The 19293-nt window shown below is 56.3% G+C and carries 14 protein-coding genes; 5 read left to right on the plus strand and 9 right to left on the minus strand.

Annotation, left to right across the window (positions count from 1 at the left end; genetic code table 11):
• The 4 genes from IB246_RS22800 to IB246_RS22815 all read left to right on the plus strand — a co-directional run bounded on the left by IB246_RS22800 (position 1) and on the right by IB246_RS22815 (position 5452).
• Positions 1-2472, plus strand: a complete 2472-nt coding sequence (locus tag IB246_RS22800) for an ABC transporter permease (protein WP_008043607.1) — start codon at positions 1-3, stop codon at positions 2470-2472.
• A complete protein-coding gene (locus IB246_RS22805; RefSeq protein ID WP_008043605.1) occupies positions 2462-3529 on the plus strand; it encodes a lipocalin-like domain-containing protein in 1068 nt (355 codons plus the stop codon). The genes IB246_RS22800 and IB246_RS22805 overlap by 11 nt, the downstream gene beginning before the upstream one ends.
• 168 nt (positions 3530-3697) lie before the next feature.
• Entirely contained in the window at positions 3698-4276 is a 579-nt protein-coding gene (locus IB246_RS22810) for a hypothetical protein (RefSeq protein ID WP_008043603.1), read from the plus strand.
• 354 nt (positions 4277-4630) lie between these two features.
• Positions 4631-5452, plus strand: coding sequence for a VanW family protein (locus IB246_RS22815; RefSeq protein WP_032832893.1), 822 nt, complete (start codon positions 4631-4633; stop codon positions 5450-5452).
• A 32-nt stretch (positions 5453-5484) separates the two neighbouring features.
• Here IB246_RS22815 and IB246_RS22820 read toward each other — a convergent pair whose 3' ends face one another.
• The 7 genes from IB246_RS22820 to IB246_RS22850 form a co-directional block, all read right to left on the minus strand.
• Entirely contained in the window at positions 5485-6567 is a 1083-nt protein-coding gene (locus IB246_RS22820) for a DUF6708 domain-containing protein (RefSeq protein WP_081500241.1), read from the minus strand.
• A 26-nt stretch (positions 6568-6593) separates the two neighbouring features.
• Positions 6594-7646: a hypothetical protein gene (locus tag IB246_RS28750; RefSeq protein ID WP_225609123.1), complete on the minus strand. Its 1053-nt coding sequence runs from the start codon at positions 7644-7646 to the stop codon at positions 6594-6596.
• A gap of 22 nt (positions 7647-7668) precedes the next feature.
• Entirely contained in the window at positions 7669-8766 is a 1098-nt protein-coding gene (locus IB246_RS22830; RefSeq protein ID WP_318652994.1) for a DUF6708 domain-containing protein, read from the minus strand.
• 4 nt (positions 8767-8770) lie between these two features.
• Positions 8771-12121: a toxin VasX gene (locus IB246_RS22835; RefSeq protein ID WP_008044904.1), complete on the minus strand. Its 3351-nt coding sequence runs from the start codon at positions 12119-12121 to the stop codon at positions 8771-8773.
• Entirely contained in the window at positions 12118-13017 is a 900-nt protein-coding gene (locus IB246_RS22840) for a DUF4123 domain-containing protein (RefSeq protein ID WP_008044907.1), read from the minus strand. The genes IB246_RS22835 and IB246_RS22840 overlap by 4 nt, the downstream gene beginning before the upstream one ends.
• The gene (gene tssI / locus IB246_RS22845) at positions 13010-15052 is read right to left on the minus strand and encodes a type VI secretion system tip protein VgrG (protein ID WP_008044914.1); all 2043 of its coding nucleotides are present in this window, start codon (positions 15050-15052) and stop codon (positions 13010-13012) included. Before tssI ends, IB246_RS22840 begins: the two co-directional genes overlap by 8 nt.
• Before the next feature lie 131 nt (positions 15053-15183).
• On the minus strand, positions 15184-15699 hold the full coding sequence (locus IB246_RS22850) for an Hcp family type VI secretion system effector (RefSeq protein ID WP_007919523.1): 516 nt from the start codon (positions 15697-15699) through the stop codon (positions 15184-15186).
• A gap of 409 nt (positions 15700-16108) precedes the next feature.
• Between IB246_RS22850 and IB246_RS22855 the strand changes: the two genes are divergently transcribed.
• Positions 16109-16786: a type 1 glutamine amidotransferase domain-containing protein gene (locus tag IB246_RS22855; protein ID WP_008044915.1), complete on the plus strand. Its 678-nt coding sequence runs from the start codon at positions 16109-16111 to the stop codon at positions 16784-16786.
• Positions 16787-16832: 46 nt separating this feature from the next.
• On the opposite strand, the gene IB246_RS22860 is transcribed toward IB246_RS22855, so the two are convergent.
• On the minus strand, positions 16833-18209 hold the full coding sequence (locus tag IB246_RS22860; protein ID WP_008044916.1) for a VOC family protein: 1377 nt from the start codon (positions 18207-18209) through the stop codon (positions 16833-16835).
• A gap of 109 nt (positions 18210-18318) precedes the next feature.
• On the minus strand, positions 18319-19275 hold the full coding sequence (locus tag IB246_RS22865; protein WP_008044917.1) for an alpha/beta fold hydrolase: 957 nt from the start codon (positions 19273-19275) through the stop codon (positions 18319-18321).
• Between the last annotated feature and the right edge of the window lie 18 nt (positions 19276-19293).

The raw sequence follows: 19293 nt of genomic DNA on the forward strand, positions 1-19293 counted from the left end.
GTGAGGGTCTTTCGCGAGACGTTGCGGGCGCTGCTCAGCCATTGGCGGCAGCACCCGGTGCAGTTTTTCAGTGTGCTGACCGGGCTGTGGCTGGCCACCAGCCTGCTGACCGGTGTGCAGGCGCTCAACAGTCAGGCGCGGGAAAGTTACGCGCGAGCCAGTCAGTTGATCGGCGGTGAGCCGCAGGCCAGCCTCAGCGCACCCGGTGGCGGGACTTTTTCTCAGTCATTGTTTATCGAACTGCGCCGCGCCGGTTGGCCGGTGTCGCCGGTGCTGCAAGGGCGGGTGACGCTCAAGGGCCATGAAGACCAGCGCTTGCAACTGATGGGCATCGAGCCGGTGTCGCTGCCGGCCGGGTCAGCGGTGGCCGGGCGGGCATTGGACATTGAGCAGATCGTCCGGTTTTTCAGCCCGCCGGGCAGCACCTGGATTTCGCCGCAGACGTTGCAAGCGTTGGGCATGCGCGAAGGCGAGCAGCCGCTGACGTTGAGCGGGGCGACATTGCCGCCGCTGCATGTACAAACCGACATGGCCCCCGGCGTGTTGCTGGTGGATATCGGCTTCGCCCAGCAGATTCTGGGGCTGCCGGAGCAACTGTCTCGTCTGCTGCTGCCCAAGGATTTCACCGCCACCTTGCCGGATCAGTTCAAAAGCCAGCTCCAACTCAAAAGCAGCGGCGAAGAAAACAACCTCTCGCGACTCACCGAAAGTTTTCACCTGAACCTCGATGCCTTGGGTTTTCTGTCTTTCGTGGTCGGCCTGTTCATCGTTCACGCGGCCATCGGGCTGGCGCTGGAGCAACGCCGAGGGCTGCTGCGAACCTTGCGCGCCTGTGGTGTCAGCGCACGGATGTTGATCGCTTGCCTCGCCGTTGAACTGGGCGGCCTGGCACTGATCGGCGGCCTTGCCGGCGTTGCCAGCGGTTATCTACTGGCCAGCGTGCTGCTGCCGGATGTCGCTGCGAGTTTGCGCGGTTTGTACGGTGCCGAAGTGGCGGGGCAGTTAAGCCTCAGTCCATGGTGGTGGCTCAGTGGCGTCGGCTTGAGCCTGTTCGGCGCGTTGTTGGCCGGTGCCAACAGTTTGTTGCGGGCGGCGCGTCTGCCGTTGCTGGCCCTGGCCGATCCGCAAGCCTGGCATCAGGCTCACGCACGCTGGTTGCGGCGCCAGGCGTGGGTCGCGGCGATTGCCGGCGTGATCGCGTTACTGGCGCTGATCCGGGGCGACAGCCTCGCCAGTGGATTTGTGCTGATGGCGGCATTGTTGATCGGTGCCGCACTGGCGCTGCCGGTGGTGCTCAACAGCGTGTTGAACCTGACGCTGCAGCGCAGCCGCTCGGTGCTCGGCCAATGGTTTCTCGCCGATTGCCGCCAGCAACTGCCGGCCCTGAGCCTGGCGCTGATGGCGCTGCTGTTGGCATTGGCGGCGAACATCGGTGCCGGCAGCATGACCGCCGGTTTCCGCCAGACCTTCAGCAACTGGCTCGAACAACGCCTGACTGCCGAGCTGTACGTGAACCCGCAAAATCCGGCCCAGGCCAGAGAACTGCAGAGTTGGCTCAAACAGCAACCCTCCCTCAGCGCGGTGCTGCCCAACTGGCAGGTGTCGATCCAGTTGCAAGGCTGGCCGGCGGACGTGTTCGGCGTGATCGATCACCCGACCTATCGCCAGCACTGGCCGCTGTTGGAGGCCTTGGGCGACAACCCGTGGGACCGGCTGGCCAAGGACGACGCCTTGATGCTCAGCGAACAACTGGCGCGGCGGTTGAAAGTGCATCTGGGTGACCACCTGACGATTCCCACACCGGCGGGCCCCTGGTCGCCGCGAATCGTCGGGATCTACGCCGACTACGGCAACCCCAAGGGTCATCTCCTGGTCAACGTCAATCACCTGCTGCGCGGCTGGCCGCAACTGACGCCGAACCGTTTCAACCTGCGCATCGACCCGCCGTTGATTGCGCCGTTCCTGCAAACCCTGCAAGCGCGCTTCGCCCTCGATGACAGTCGCATCGTCGATCAGGCCCGGCTCAAGGGCTGGTCCACGCAAGTGTTCGAACGCACCTTCGCCGCCACTGCCGCGCTGAACAGCCTGACCCTCGCAGTCGCGGGCGTGGCGCTGTTCATCAGCCTGCTGACCCAGAGCCAAAGCCGCCTCGGACAACTCGCGCCCCTGTGGGCGCTGGGTGTGACGCGCCGACAATTGATGCTGCTCAACCTCGGGCAAACCTGGCTGCTGGCAGTGCTGACGCTGATGTTGGCGTTGCCGTTGGGCATCGCGCTGGCGTGGTGCCTGGACACGGTGATCAACGTTCAGGCGTTCGGCTGGCGCCTGCCGTTGCGGGTCTTTCCGTTGCAGCTGTTGCAGTTGATGGGGCTGGCGTTGCTCGCGACTTTGCTGGCGTCGGCGTGGCCGCTGTACGCGCTGTATCGCTCGCAACCGGCGGACCTGCTGAGGACGTTTGCTCATGAGGATTAAGCTCGGCGCGTTGTTGCTGGCACTTTTTTTGAGCGGCTGCGATGACACGGCGTCGGTTGAAAAAGGTTTCGCCGGGCTCGGGGGTGAAGCTGCCGCGTTCACACCCGTAGTGCCCGGCCGGGTGTTCAGTTTCCCGGCGGATCACGGTCCCCACGATGGCTTTCGGATCGAGTGGTGGTACGTCACGGCTAACCTCAAGGACGATCAGGGCCGCGAGTTCGGCGTGCAATGGACGCTGTTTCGCAGTGCCTTGAAAGCCGCGCCCGAGGTGGCGGGTTGGGGCAATCAGGTGATCTGGTTGGGGCATGCTGCGGTGACCTCTGCCACGGTGCATCATGCTGCCGAGCGTTATTCCCGGGGCGGCGTTGGTCAGGCGGGTGTGAGTCTTGACCCGTTCAACGCGTGGATCGACGAATGGCGATTCAGCAGCCAGGGCGCCGATCCTCTGGCGGAACTTCAACTCAGTGCCCGCGACAAGGCGTTCGGCTACCAGCTGCGGCTGACGTCCACGCGTCCACTGGTGCTTCAGGGCGACAAGGGTTTCAGTCAGAAATCCGAACAGGGCCAGGCGTCGTACTACTACAGCCAGCCGTTTTTCCAGGCCAGCGGCACGTTGGATATCGACGGCAAGGCCTATCAGGTCAGCGGTCCAGCCTGGCTTGACCGCGAGTGGAGCAGCCAGCCACTGACCGCCAATCAGACAGGTTGGGACTGGTTTTCCCTGCACCTGGACAGCGGCGAACAGGTCATGCTGTACCGCATGCGGCAGAAAAACGGCGAGCCGTATCTCACCGGCACCTGGATCGACGCGCAGGGCCAGACTCAGTTATTGCACGCCGCCGACATCACCCTCACACCACAAGACACCGCGACAGTTGCCGGTCGTTCGATGCCGGTGCGCTGGTCAATCAAAATCCCCGCCAAGCACCTCGACATCACCCTCGATGCCCTCAATCGCAATGCCTGGATGAATTTGCGCATTCCATACTGGGAAGGCCCCGTGCGCCTGAGCGGCAGTCATGCAGGGCAGGGCTATCTGGAAATGACCGGGTATTGAGTCGCAGCTCTCGACAGCGCGTGCCTCGAAATACTCCGACGTACCGCGTCCACCCGTGCAAGAGACGGCGGACAATCGCTGAACAGCGTCTATGCTCAGTGGCACAGACGGCGCCGAACCTCGATTCAGAGCCGTCTGCTGCCATCCACCACAGGGAATGTTCCGCTTATGAAACTTCATGCTCTGACCAAAGCCATCACCCTCGCCACCGTGCTGTCCACTGTCAGCTTCAGCGCCGTGGCAGCGGACATTCCGTTGTCTGCCGTCGTTGAAGCCGATCAAGTCACGACCAAAGTCCTGGCCGTAGACGCCGCCAACCACCAAGTCGTCCTTGAAGGTGCTGAAGGCCGTGAGGTGAATGTACAACTGAGCGACAAGGCCAAGAATCTGGGTAACCTGAAGGTCGGCGATAAGGTCACTGTCGAAGTGATCCGCTCCGTTGCCGCTTACCTCGACACCGATGTCGACAAAGGTCTGCCGGGCTCTACCGAACGCACCGGAGAAATCCGCGCCACCAAAGACGACCCCAACCCTGGGGGTGAAGCCTTCCGTCAGGTGCAGGTACAACTGCAAATCACCAAAATTGATGTGGCGAAAAATCAGGTGACCTTCAAGGGACCCCGCGGACACTCGAAAACCATCAACGTTGAAAAACCTGAAGTTCAGAAAAAACTGAAAGACTTGAAAGTAGGGCAGAGCGTCGTCGTGACGTATACCGATGTATTGAAAGTGACCACTCAACACTAAAGTTGAGTCTTGGCTCTACAGCTTGATCATTCCTGTACAGTTTCTTGTATAGGAATGATCAGAATTAATGGTCTAACTGGTGGGTTTAAAAGTTGTCGGCGTGATATTGCAATCGACATTTTGTTAAACATTGTGTACACAAATTTCATGTTTATGCACACGGACATATCCGCCAACTTCTATTAAAATCCCTCCCGTTCGCCCAGTGTCAGGGCTCTTTACCAGTGCATGGATTGCCGAGGCCATTACACTGGGCGAACACCTTCTTCAAGTGCAATATGCACTGCATAAATCCGATAGGATGCCTAGCATTTCTTGTAAAGGATAAAAACGGCAGCCGCCGTTCTGACACGGATGAAACCTCTCTCCCTTTATCACCCGGCCCTCTACTGGCTGCGCGTGTGGCAAAAAAGACTGTTCCGCCAACTGGCGTGGCGCTTCTCCCGCAAACGTTACGCTCGCCCGAAAGACACCTTTGAGCGCTTGCCGTACCGATACCTCAAACACACCTCCAAACTGATCCGCAAACTCGGCAACTCCGATGTGCAGCTGCAACACAACAAAGTCGTGAACCTGAAATTGGCCGTGGCTTCAATAGACGGCGTGGTCATTGGCCCCGGTGAATACTTTTCCTTCTGCCGTCTGGTCGGCCGACCGACCCGAAAACGCGGTTACGTCGAAGGCATGGAACTGTCCTTTGGTGAAGCACGCAGCGGCGTCGGTGGCGGGATTTGCCAGCTAAGCAACCTGATCCACTGGATGGCGATTCACTCCCCGCTGCTGGTAGTCGAACGATCGAATCACAGCTTCGACCCATTTCCTGACGAGGGGCGCGTGCTGCCATTCGGTTCCGGGGCGGCGATCTTTTACAACTACATCGACCTGGTGCTGCACAACCCGACGGATCGGCACTTTCAGTTGAAGTTGAAAGTGGCTGAGCAGCAGTTGGAAGGGGAGTTGTTGTGTGATCAGGTCCGGGCGTTTCGGTATCACGTTTATCAACGGGAACACCGGTTTGTGCGTGAAGGCGGGCGGGTGTTTCGGGAGAATGAAATCTGGCGGGATGTGAGGACTAAGGGCCAGGAGAGTCAGGTGTTGGAGAGTGTGCGGCTTTATAAGAATCGGGTGGTGGTCAAGTATGAGGTTGAAGAGAGTTTATTGGCTGAGCGTGCATAAAAAACGGGCGATCGTTTGATCGCCCGTTTTTCTTAACTTGTTTTTTGCATCGGGTGCTTACTGGCGTTGAAATACTCCATGAAGCTCTGGCCCTGAGCAAAGGCTTTTTCAATCCTGGCGCTCTGTGCAACCAACTCGGCACTTGGCGTTGCCCATTGCTCCGGCGGCAGTGGTTTCGACCAGTCTGCAATCGAGTCCGGCAACGCTTTCATACTGTAGCCATGGTCCCACTCTGCAACCCAGTAAGGGAAACGCCACCAAGTGATCAGGTGTGTCAGGTACCACCAGCCAACGCCTAACGCGGAACGCTCGTTGTGCTGGTATTCCTCATGCATGTCTTGTCGTTCTTTATCAAAGGTGTGACGGCCTTCGTAGGGGGCTTTGCCAGGGCAGAACTCCGGTCCTTTTTCCATATAGACACGTATGGCTTCCCATTTGCCCAAGCCATGAGTAGGAGTCATTACTCCTTGTCTCACAAAGTGCACTACGTCAGCTCTGGAATCGTCGAACGCCATACCAAAGGTATAGGCGCTTGTTACCCCCACTCCAGTCACACCTGTACTGATTGAAAGCCAAGATACTGTCTCTTCCCATGGTTGAATGACAGGAGCGTCAGAACCTTCGGGGAAAAAGCAGACTTCACGACGTTGGCGGTTGAATCGAATTGGACGGGTGCGGGACTTCGCTCTGGTAGTGCTAAAAATAACGTAAGTACCGAGAAGCGCGGCTATTGCTCCTCCCCAAAGACTAAAGGTCACACCGAAATGGAACATACCTGCAGCTCTGTCCCAAAAGGATTCGGAAAATGGATTTCCCCAAGTAGTAGATCCTGCAAGCAAAGGCAAAACAATCAGGCATGAGAAGATGAATATCATACCGAGCCCAATCATTGCCCTAGCTTGGAAAGCCTTGCCGAAATTACTACTGCCCAAGTCGAGGAATGTCTCGTTGACTTCAACGAAGCTTCCGCCGAAATCCATGGGGATTTGCCCGGTAGGCACCGGCAGTGGCGAAAAAAATAGAGCCTCTCCAGTAGCAAAACGACGAGTTTCACCGGCGGCAGGGCGCTGCTGTTTAATATCGAACTCGTCGTGCTGCGCAGAGATAGGTGTCATTCGGAGAGCCATAAACGGTATTCGGCCTAGGACGCATCCACTGTGGGCTCTTTAGCCGGTTCGGAAAATTTCACCTTGAAGTAATCCAGCAGGTTTTGCCCTTTGGCAAAGGCCTTCCGGATTTCAGCGCTTTCCTCGAGTAACGCTTCGCTTGGCACAGCGTGTTGCTCGACGTTGAGAGGTTTTGACCACTCTAGGACTTCTTTAGGGAAGGCGGCTTTTGGGCGGTTGTTGACCCAGCCAGAGATATAGCACGGCAAAGTCCAGCCGCTGAAAAATTGAATGACCAGAAAACCCCCTACGTAGCGTAGAAATGAGTGATCCACGCGGTAGCTACGTCGACACAAGTGGAAAAAGGGAACGCTGCCTTCTTCAAACTCTTCCGTTTCATCAGATGGCAGCGCGAAACTTCCCACTTCCATGTACATGCGGATCGCCTCCCATTCGGACACGGCCAGACTCAAACTGCTGCTCGGCACTACGGACCACAAGACATCGCCACTGGCACTATCACGCAAACCGATCATTAGCTTGTATTCGGGCATCACCGCATATTGAGCAATAAGCTGGCCCGCGGATACACAAGCGATTGCCTCCTCCCAAGGGACATAGCGTGGCGCGGCTCCCTTTTTTGGTACGAACACAACTTCACGGCGTTGTCGGTTAAAGCGGATAGGGGGGTGAACAGTGATCTGGCGGACTGCATAACAAAATATACAAACGTAAACAGCGGAAAGACACCAGATGAATCCCTGGACGTAGGCGTTTGTAAAAAAATCTATCCAACTGGTCCAGAAAGGCTGAACGTCTCTTCTCAGCCACGAGCCAAAACCTGATACAAAAAGGAAGAAGAGGGTGATGAACATTACCGAACCGATGCCTGCACGAGCCATGAACTCGAAATTTGCACGGCCGACTGCAAAGTCCAGAAAGACATCGTTGGTGTCACGATGCAGCTGGCGAGCACTGAAAGGCGGAAGACCTGTAGGCACTGGCCTAGGTGATAAGTAGACAATCTCTGTGCCGGATTCACTTTTAAAGTCTCCGGCATGAGGTAGTCGGTCGTATTTATGCTTCAAGGACGTGGCTCATCGTTTCCATTCAGTTATTTATCGATTCTTCTGTCTTGTTTGCGTTTAGATTTGCCTTGAAGTAAGTCATGAAATCTTGTCCCTGAGCAAAAGCCTTCTCGATCTTGGCGCTTTGCTCTTTCAAAGCTTGGCTCGGCTTGGCCCACTGCTCAGGCGGTAGAGATTTTGACCATTCAGCAATGGAGTTAGGTAAGGACTTCATGCTGTAGCGGTGGTCCCATTCCGCTACCCAGTACGGAAAGCGCCACAAGGTGATTAGATGGGAAAAGTACCACCAACCAACTCCAAGCGCGGAGCGGTCGCCTTCGCGGTATTCCTGACTAATGGTTTCACGTTGTTGATCGAATGTGTGTCGACCTTCATATGGCGCCTTGCCGGGGCAAAATTTCGGGCCTTTTTCCATATAGATACGTATTGCTTCCCACTTGCTTAATGCATGCGTCGGCGTCATAACTTGTTGGTTCACGAAGTGCACTTTATTACGTTTTTGGTCGTCGAATGCCATTCCAAAAGTGTAATTGCTCATGACGCCTACACCTGTAACACCCGTGCTGACGGAAAGCCATGAGACCATTTCTTCCCATGGCTGGATGACCTGCTCGTCGGACCCGTTGGGAAAGAAGCAAACCTCACGTCGTTGTCGATGGAAGCGGATTGGACGGCTTCGAGTTTTATTAAAAGTACTGCTGAGAATTACGTAAATCCCCATAGCTGAGAAACCCAAGGCCCCCCACATAGCAAATTCCAATCCTGGAAAGAAAAACTCTAAAAAATTATCTGAAAAGCTTCGGCCATAAGGATCCCCAAAAGCTGTTAGGCCAATGATAAGGGGGCCGATCACAACGCATGTAATTATAAAAGCCATGACGAGTCCAATCATGGCTTGTGTTTGAAATGCCTTGTTGAAATTACTGCTTCCAATGTCGAGAAAAGATTCATTGATTTCTATGAAACTTCCGTCTAAGTCCATAGGGGTGTCGCCAGTAGGGACGGGGAGTGGAGCCAGAAATACGGCCTCACCCGTCGCAAATTTACGTACTTCTCCGGCTGTCGGTCTTTGAAGTTTTATATTGATTTCGTCGATTATGTTATTGTCAGGTGCTGGCATCTGATTAACCGGATATTTGAGATTGGGTGGATGTACTTAAATAGTCATGGGTTATGAGTGCCCAAGGAGAGTTTTCCTTGCGAGTCCGCAAAATCGATGTTGGGGGTATTTCCTTATCATTGCCAGCATTCAATGTCAGTGTCTCGAATTTTTTCTCTCGTATAACATCCGAGCTTGGAAGTGGTCGATAGCGAAGCTTAATAGCAAGACCGCTCTGGGCATTTGCTTCATGTTGAAATATTTCCAAGCCTAACTCTAGTGGTGCATCTTGGTCGCTGATAAGGTTTAGCTGATATAGCATCGGCTCAGTCCAGGCCTCCCAGTCGTTTCGCTGGAGATTATTCATCCAGTAGGCGGAAATTCCAAGACCTGCTGCATCTAACTCTCGAGCCGTCATGCTTGGGATGCTAAGCACAGCCATCGATTGATTATTGATTTTTCGTAATGTGACTTTGGGGGCGCCAGTAATGTCCGCTAAGAGTAGGCGCTCCTCATCTAAGCTGTTATTGTTGCTTTTTTTCCCCCAGGCACCTTTTTGTAGCCAGTTATCTAATTCAGTTTTGTTGTTGCGGTTATAGATCCATTCTCCGCCCAACTGCAAACCTGTCAGCACTAAACCGATAAAGTTTGCCCTTGCTGCGATGCTCAATACCCTTGCTCCTGCAGTTGCCCAAGCCACCGCTCTAGCTTCATTAAGTGTAGTAGTTGCTTTGAATAGACTATGAGCTGTCTGAGTCGTTGCCCAACCGTTTACCACAACTTGTCCAGAATCACCAGCCAAAGTCATGCTTGCACCTGCCAGCTTGGCACTATCGCCAGTTCTCATTGCTTCAGTCCATCTTGCAATCGACCCTTTTTCTCCTGATAGGCTAAGTACAGCTGCTGCTGTGCTAAATCCATAGCCTCCAAGCCCCAGGAAACCAGTCAGCTTGCCAAGGCGCGCGGCATACTTAATTTTTCCTGCAACACTAGTGTAATTGTTTACCGCGACCGAAAGGCTGGTACTTGCTATACCTTGAAGCGCTGCAAATCCTCCCCCAACGGTGGAAAATAGCGCATTAAAAAATGATATGACATCTGATCTATCCCTGGTTTCTTTTCTTCTTACTTCTCCGAGAACTACAATAAAATTAATCGCCTGCATAACAAAGGCCGCAGAAGCGAACAAGTCGCCGCCAGCGGATTTGTAGACATCTGCGCTCAGGCCTTTGTATTGCTTTCTCAGTCGGCTATCTTCAGCCATTCGGTGGAATTCAGTTACTTGTGAACTATTTAGACCGGCTATTTTTATTCCGGTCTTTCCTGGTGCTTCTCCAATCGGACTCATAGCTTGCGCTACTTTTGATTCCAATGGTGCTACTGACTGTTGTATCGCTTTTCGTTGAGAAACTAGCGAACGATGACTACCTTTGGGAGCTCTCCCTTTTCGTTCGCTTGCTAAAGTTTGTTTGATTTTGTTTTTGAGAGTTGACATCTCTTGACGAAGCTCCGAGAGCTTTTCCATGTCGGCTTCGAAGCGTCGAATTTGATCGGCGGAAGCAAAGGATAGTGTGATTCCACCTTGATTAAATGCTCGGAATATATCAATCCAAGCAGCGCCGGGAATCCGTCGAAGGAATTTGGCGGGGTCAATGGTGCGTCCGTTACCAAGGCCCTGCATGGCCTCTTCCATTGCATCTGCAAGTTTCAATTGCTTCGCTGGGTCATAGGCAGTGTTGCGGAGTTGATCAAAGGTAATGCCGTCAGGACCCAGATTCATAGTTGCAGCTAGTTTGCTGCTTACTAGTTCTTTGTATTCTTCTATGGTTTTTTGTGCTGCTTTAAAGTCTTTGTTTGCTTTCCAGCCATCTCGTGCATATTTGAAAAGTGATGCTAGTTTGGCTTGAAAGTCTTTTCGATCAGATAGGCTAAGTGTGAAGAACGTAGGAACGGTAAAGCCAGGCTCTTTTTCTATTAGGTCTGCAATTGCTTTGGTAGCTTTGTCGGTTCGACAAATATCTTTCATGCATGCATATTCAGCACTCAAGGAGCTTTCCAATTGGTTGCTGAAGTTTGGGTCATAATACCAGGCGGAACGATAGAATCGACCTTCGCAAACTAGCTTGATTCGATCGTCGGTGATTAGGTCGAGACGATTATTCCAACGATTGAGTTGAGCCCTTTGTTGTTTAAGGAATGCCTCCATTGCAGGGCGGTCAATCAGGTCATTGATGCCTTGTTGCCCCATCTTGGCGCCATTAAGTGCATCATCAGCATTATCTTCGATTGATTCAATCAGATCCTCGTAACGAGGATACAGGGGGCCAAGATTTGTGCGCATCCGCATTTTTGCAGTGGTGATAGCACTTTTATGAGTACCTACACCAGACCATTGTGTTTGGTTTTTTACATTCACGTAGTCGACGATGTTTTGTCGCTGCTCAGGGCTTGTCTCGTCATTAAGCTTTGCGAAGCGAGGATCTGCTTTTGCGGCATTGGAGAGATTTGCGGTCGTAACGGTGTACAACGATTCGATGTAGCAACCAAACACATACTTCTTTTGATTGGCCTCAGCGTCACTCCAGTCACTGATCCAGCCAGTTACCAAATCCTGATGCTCGGCAAGGTCGCGCAGAACACCTAAATCGTCTTGCACAACCAGGTACAGGTGATCACGCTCGTTTTCCGCTTTCACTTGTTTTTTCAGCGCACCCAGCTGAGTTTTCTTGAAGTGCGACGCTTGTTCCCAGAGATAGTCTTTGCTTTCCTCTGGTTTAGCCCCTGCAGCTGCCGGTGATTTGCTCGGCTGCTCCGCAACCTCCGCAATCCACTTCTCCGCCTGACTCGGCGTCAGCAGATTAGTCGCGCCTTTCTCCGGATCAGCCTTGGTCAGGTCTACTGCCTGCATGAAGTATTCACGCTCGGACTTGTGCTTGATGACCTGCGCGCATTTGGCGGCGGTCCATTGCACTTCGGAGTAGTTGACGTAGAGCTTGCTCGAACGCGGGAAGACCAGCACGGCTTCGCCTACGTTGCTTTCGCGTTTGTTGGCGGTGATCTCGCCTTTTTCCCACAGCAGTTGGGTCACGATGCCGTTCTGGATGCGGTATTCGTGCATGACGGCTTGAGGTTTTTTGTCGACGATGACGTAGAGCCAGCCGTCGCGGATCAAGCGAATGCCCAGTGGACGGGAAGTGGTCTTGTACGGCATCGCCAGTGCACTGGATGGGTCGAGCCGTTCGACGAGGCCATAACGCAGCGGGATGAGCTGGATCTTGGCCTTCATCAGGGGGCAGCCACCCAGGGAGCACTTGCCGTCGTCCTGGCTTTTTGCAACGTTGTTTGGGCTTTTGCCGGCCGATGTTGGCGTGGTCATCCTTGATTCCTGTGCAGGGTTTCGGCCCGTTCCTGGGCAATATCAGCGACCCGTTCGAGTCTCTGAGCGGGCGTTTGTTCCGACGGGGTCTTGAGTATCGCATCCAGGTCCGGATGCTCCTCCAGCGCTCGCTCGCCGAGGAACCCGTGAATGTTGGCGTAGAGGGTGATGTCGAGTTCGGTGTTGAAGCCGCGATCGTAGGAGGTCGAGGCCAGTGCGTGCAGGTGTTCCCAGCGGTGCAGCGGCATCGATTGTGCCTGATAGGACGGGAAGTATTCGTGCATGTGCTGGTCGAGACGCAGGACGATGCTGCGGAAATTCACTTCATCCAGTTGGCTGAGTTGCTCGTCGCTCAAGCGATAGCGTTTGCTGTGGTTCGGCTCGGGGGCTTTGCCCGGTCGCTGGTTGATGTGCCAGCAACCCAATGCCGCGTCGGCGGCGACGATCTGCGAGCAGGGGCCGAACAGGGTAGGGTCCTTGATGCTCTCGGCGTGACCGAGCAATGCGTGGGCCACGGCAGGGTCGGCGATGCGCAGCAGGACTTCTTCACCCTGAGGGTGCATGACGCTGGTCAGCCAGCGGAAGTGCTCGACCATTTGTGTCCAGGGTTGATCGCTGAACACCAGGTAGCCCCACTCCTGGCGGGGCTCGGCGAGAAACTTCGCGAGGATGGGATTGCTCTGCGCATTTATCTGAACCAGGCACGGCGAGACGTCGCCCAATTCCGCCCACTGGGTGCCGAGGTAGAGAGGCTCGAACACCGGGTCATCCGACCATTGATAAAGGTGCTGGGGCAGTTTCTCGACGCTGACGCCATCCAGCAACAATCCGACGGTGCCATTCCACGGCAGGCCTTGGGGCAACCCGTTTTCCAGCGTCCAGTCGGACTTAAGCATTTTGCGCCTCCAGTTTGGCCTTCTCGCAAATCGCGCAGATCGGCTTCTTCTGCATCAACGCTTGGCGCTGCGCGGGCACCAGCAATTGCCCGGCCTTATCCGCATCCGCCTGCTTCAACGGCCCCGGCAATATCGGCGCAGCCCCCGTCCCGCTGCCCGGTCCGCCACCGGAGTTCATGTTGATCGCCGGCCCGCTCATGGTGACGCCGCCGGCATCGATCTTGATGAAGCTGCCGCCGCCGATCAGGGTCAGTTCGCTGCCGGCTTCGAGCACGATTTTCATGCCGCTGCTCAGGTGGATTTCCTGGCCCGCGTCGATGAATTGCCCGGTGCCGATCTTGATGTGCTGGTTCACGCCCACGGTCAGGTGGTCGTTGGCGCGGGCTTCGACTTTGCGGTCTTCATAAACGGTGTGGTGTTCTTCGGCCTTGAATTCGCTGTAGCTGTTCTTCTCCACGGTGTCGTGGCGTTCGTTGCCGACGCGGATCTTCTGGTCGTGTTCGACGTTTTCATCCCAGTCGCGCTGGGCGTGGAGGAAGATCTGTTCCTGGCCTTTCTTGTCTTCGATGCGCAGTTCGTTGAAGCCTGCGCCACCCGGCGAACTCAGGGTTTTGAAGGTGGTGCGGGTCTTGTTCGCCGGCAGGGCGTACGGGACGACGTTTTCCTTGTGGTACAGGCAGCCGCTGATCAGCGGCTGGTCGGGGTCGCCTTCGAGGAACGTGACGAGCACTTCCATGCCGATTCGCGGGATGGCGATGCCGCCGTAGTGCGCACCGGCCCACGCAGAGGAGACGCGCAGCCAGCAGCTGGTCTTGTCGTCGGCCTGACCTTCGCGGTCCCAGTGGAATTGCACTTTGACGCGGCCGTACTGATCGCAGTGGATTTCTTCACCTTTGGGCCCGGTGACCACGGCGCTCTGGCTGCCGAGAATGCGCGGTTTCTTCTGCGTCAGCGGCGGGCGGTTCGGCACGTCCCACGGGGTGGCCTGGAAGCGGTTGCGATAACCCTGATGGAAGTCGTCTTTCAGGTTGGTCGTGCTGCTGGTGACCGACTCTTCCAGCACTTGCGGCTGTTTGCCTTCGTGCAGGACTTCGGTCAGCAGCCACAGGTCGTTCCATTTAGCTTTCGGGTGTTGGGTCAGGGCCAGGAAATGGCCGCTGACCAGCAACGGCTGATCGCTTTTGCCTTCGGCCAGCTGGAAGTCGCTGCGGTGACGTTCGAGGGCACGTTTGGCCAGGTGCTTGCCGCGTTCGCGGTCGATGAAGCGACCAGGGTAGTCGTAGTCTTCGAGGTCGGGCAGGGCGTCGCCACGGTGTTCGCTTTCGAGGTTGATGCGCGGTTTTTCGAAGTCGTAGTCGCGGCGGGTGATGCGGCTGGTGCGGGTTTCCAGGCGCAGGTCGAAGCGCTTGATCACCGGGTCGCTGGCGACCATGCCGGAATCTTGCTGATAGGCCACGGGCGCGAGTTTCGGGAACACCGTCTGGTCATCGCCGAACACCAGTTTGTGGGCCGTGGCGCTGTGCTCGAAGTGGTAGTGGATACCTTCTTCCTCGCACAGGCGCTGGACGAATTGCAGGTCCGATTCATCGTACTGAACGCAGTAGATGCGCTCGGGATAAATCGCCCCGACTTTGAATTGGTAGGCATTGCTCTGGATGCCGTGCTCTTCGAGGACCAGACCGATGATTTTCGGTACCGTGAGGTTCTGGAAGATGCGCTGGTTGATGCGGTGCGCGAGGTAGGACAGTTGCGGGCGCAGGGTCACCGCGTAGCGGGTCAGGCGTTTGCCGGAATCACCCTGGGCGGCGCGATAGATCTGGCCATGGATGCCGCTGCCGTCGGGCGAGAGCTGCAAAAAGGCCGGTTTGTGCAGCAGGCTTTCGAGGTCCAGGGACGGCTTTTCACTGACCAGTTCCACCTCAAACACAAACGGCTGGCTGATGGCTTCCCGACCTTGCAGGGATAAAACCTGGAAGTCGCTGGAAAGACCTTCGATGGTCAGGGCAAAGTGAGTCTGATTGGCCGGCGCGAACATCCCTTGTTCCTCGTGCTGTGGAGCGGCGTTCGTCGACAACCGCAAAGCGGATCAACGCACGCGAAATTCTGGAGGGGCGTAAACAACATCGACCAGCAGAGCTGGCCGATGCTTGTAACGATCAGCCGTAATTAAACGACTGGAGCACGCCAGTCATCGGAACCCGAAGTACCGGATACTTCGTGGGTCCAGGTGATTTTGCGGTAGGTGAACTGCACTTCTTCCAGGTGGGTGAAGTGCGAGTTGCCTGGATCCTGGCAGTTGTGCATTTTGTTGTTGATGGCGACGATGATCGCGTCTTCCAGTTTGGTGGTGTAGTAGTGCTCTTGAGTACCTTGAGCCGAAGTACGGAACCACTGGATAACGATTTCGCTCATGCGCTCGCCGGAGGTCAGAGCCGCTTGCAGCAGAGGCGAAGCCTTGTCATAGACCTTGGTGATCACGACTGGCTTGTGTACGCGCTGACCGGTCGGTTGGCCGGATTGCGGGTCACGCGGGATGATCACGTCGTGGCTGAAAGCCTGAACCATGACCTGGTCTTCGTGGCCTTCCTGGTAGGTGTTGCCAACGGAGTCGGCAGTGAAGGCGCCGGCAGTGATCAGGCCTTGTTTTTCGCCAGTAACGGACATGTACGCTGGTGTTGCCATGGATGCTCTCCTTGCTGAATAAATAAAGGTGCCCGGGAGGCGGTATCGCCCGGTGGGTGCATGACTGTTATCAAGGTCCGTGCCATAAACGATAAAAGCCATATAAAACAAAGCTTTGAGATTGATTTGCGACTGTTTTTGAAACGCCACGCAAGGATCTACGCGTAATGTGCGCAAGAAGTTGCGCAGCACTGCGCAACTTCTTGCGCACTCGGCTGGAGGCCCTGATTAGCCGGATGTTGTGCAGTGAAACCGGACGATTTGCTCGGTCGATTGCGCAACTTCTTGCGCATCAAGGCGGTTGGCCATCACTGAGAGAACCCGTGTAACAAGTGCAACGAACTGCGCAGCCGGGTGGTCAAATCTGCGCTGAGATAACCGTACATTTCCCACATTCAAGGAGCGCGACATGAAAATCCTGATGGTTTTGACGTCCCACGATCAATTGGGCAATACCGGTAAGAAAACCGGCTTCTGGCTGGAGGAATTCGCGGCACCGTATTTCGCTTTCAAAGACGCCGGCGCTCAGCTGACGCTGGCGTCGCCCAAGGGAGGCCAGCCGCCACTGGACCCCAAAAGCGATGAGCCCGATGCGCAGACCGCTGCGACGGAGCGTTTTCGCAAGGATTCTGCAGCCCAGTCCGCATTGGCGTCCACCGCGTTGCTCGGCAGCGTGCGAGCCGAAGATTACGATGCGGTTTTCTATCCGGGCGGGCATGGCCCGTTGTGGGATCTGACTGAAGACAAGGTTTCGATCGCATTGATCGAGGCGTTTTACAAGGCGGGCAAGCCGGTTGCTTTGGTCTGCCATGCGCCGGGCGTGTTGCGTCACGTCAAGGGCGCGGATGGCCAACCGCTGGTCAAAGGCAAGCGTGTGACTGGCTTCACCAACTCCGAGGAGGAGGCGGTGCAACTGACCAATGTGGTGCCGTTTCTGGTGGAGGACATGCTCCAGGAGAAGGGCGGGATTTATTCCAAGGGAGATGACTGGGCGAGTTATGTGGTGACCGATGGTCTGCTGCTGACCGGGCAGAATCCGGCGTCGTCCGAGGCGGCGGCTGAAGCGCTGCTGACGAAGCTGAAATAACCACGAACCTTGTAGGAGCCGGCAAGCCGGCTCCTACAAGGGGGGATTAACGGAGCGTTGCGAAGCATTCCTCGATCGAACGCCGTTGCGTCTCGGCATACAACCCCAACTCATCGATGGTCGATCGTCCCAGGGCTTGCTCGAATGCTTGCCGATTCGAATGCTCGCCGTAGTGGGTTTGCGCGGCATCCCCCAGGTTTGACTGAAAAATCCCCGCCGCGCTGACCGGCAGGAAATCTTCGTAAACCAGCGGTTCAACCCGCAAATAGCCTCCGCTGAGCAGATCTTCCAGAGACGAGGATTTAAGCGCCGGCGCTCCGACGCCTTTCTCCGTCACGAAATAGCGAAAGTACGCCAGTTCCTGTAGGCGCATGCCCTCGACGGTGTCAGGGAATTCGCTGAAATGCTGCGTCATCAGCGCGTTATAGCGTGCGGCGTTGCCTTCGTTGGGGAAGTCCCCGAGTTCGTCGCGAGCAGCATTGAGCAAACGGTCATACAGCGCTCGTCCTTTAGGCGTGAGCGCCGCGCCGCGCTGCTCGATTTCACCGAAACGAGCGCTGTGGCTGCCGCGACTTTCGGCCTGATCGGTAAAGGCAACAGGCTCGTCCAGCGCCTTGAAACTGGTCTGACGCAACAGGATCGGGCACTGCCGGCGGGGCGGGCCTTCGATCACCGCTTTAGGGGTAATGCCGTGGGCCGGCATTTGCGCCTGCACGATGTCGATGTCCAGCGTGCGCGGCGTCAGGTGGTTGATGTGCGGCCCCTTGAACGCCACCACGTCGGCGATCAGGCGATGCTGGGCGCTGAGTTTCTGGTACTGCTCGGCGGTGACCGTCGCGCTGTGGTGCCAGCGGAAGGTTTCCAGCGCTTGCTCGACGAAGTCCTGGGCCTCGGGCTCGGTGAGGCCACCTTCGGTTTCGGCACGATCAATGAGGTTCAATGCTTTTGGCGTGAAGATCGAGCGCTTATTCAGCACCGATTGCGCAAAGGCGCGCAGCTCAAGGTCTTCGATCAATTCCAGACGCAGCAACGAGGTGAACACTCGAAACGGGCTGACCTGCAGTGCGGCTTCATGCACCGCGCGGAACGCCGTGGAATGCACCGGCACGCCGGCCGGGGTCAGGTCGTAATAGCCGACCGGTTGCATGCCCATCACCGCAAACAGCCGGGCGAGGGTGGCCAGTTCAGCGGCGGTGCCGACGCGGATGGCGCCATGACGCTCCAGGTCCAGGCGCTGGATTTCGCCGGTGCTGTTCAACTGTCGGGCGATCTGCGGATCGCTCTCCAGTACATGGCGGTTGGTCTGCTCCACCAGTTCCATCAGCGCGCCGTACAGCGGCACTTCTTCGCGGTACATGTCGGACATCGCTTTGGAGAAGCGTTGGCGGATCAGGTCAGGGCTGACAAAGCTCGGGTGGCTCATGAAAAAATTCCTGGCGCGGTGACGTAAAGGATGCGGAAAAGATCGCAGCCTTCAGCGCCGCCGACAAACGAAGAATCTTACGGACTTCATTCTTCCAAGGACTGCTTGCTCAATGCATCCTCTGGTCCTGAGGGCTTTCCGAGCGTTGGGATGCCAAAAACTCCCGATATAACCGCGCCGTGCTCCCTGGCTCTTCGACCATCGGCATATGGCCGATGCCGTCCCAGATTTCTACACGCAGATCCTCGATGCCTTTGCTCCAGATCGCCACGCTACTGACATCGATCAAGCGGTCCTTGCGCCCCCACAGCAGCAGCGCCGGGCACTTGATGTCGGGCAGTTTTGGCTCCATCGGCGGGCTGGCGCGAAAATCGCTGAAGATTTCTGCCAACTCATCCCGGGACTGTTCATAACGCTGGGCGATGGCGTCCAGCACCACGCCGGGCACCCACGGTGGTTCGGCCATGGTCATGGCGTAGAAGCGCCGGAATTCTTCTCGGGAGTGAACCAGGAACGGGTTGTGCCCCTGGGCCAGGTGGCGTTCCAGGTCACTGATTTCGGGGGCGGTGACACCGGCCGGGTCGATCAGCGCGACCGACGCGATGCGCTCCGGGTAGGTGGCCGCGAGCCAGGCCGCCATGTAGCCACCCATCGAGTTGCCGATCACGTGGACCTTCTCGACGCCGCAGACGTCGAGCAACTGGATCATTCGCTTGGCCTGCAAGGGAATGTCATAACCGCCGCCGGCCTTGAAGCCGGTTTCGCCATGCCCCGCGATGTCGGGGATGATCACCCGGTAGGTGCCGACAAAGTGCCGGGCAAAACGCAGCCAGATATTCTTGTCGGCGCTGTAGCCGTGGAGCATCAGCACACTGCTTGACGCTTCATAAGGCCCGCCTTGCCAGGTCGAGACGGTCATTTCGGCGATGGGCACGACGATTTTGTGTAGCCGATACAGCTTGGCTTCGGCCGCCATGTTCAAGTCATAGAGCCAATAACCGATGGCCGGGTAGCTCAACCAGCTCCAGGCCGCGAAAACTGCGATAGCGACAACCAACAAAAGCATCAGGCGTCTCCCTTCTCT

This window comes from Pseudomonas sp. PDM01 (genome assembly GCF_014852325.1).
GTDB lineage: Bacteria > Pseudomonadota > Gammaproteobacteria > Pseudomonadales > Pseudomonadaceae > Aquipseudomonas > Aquipseudomonas migulae.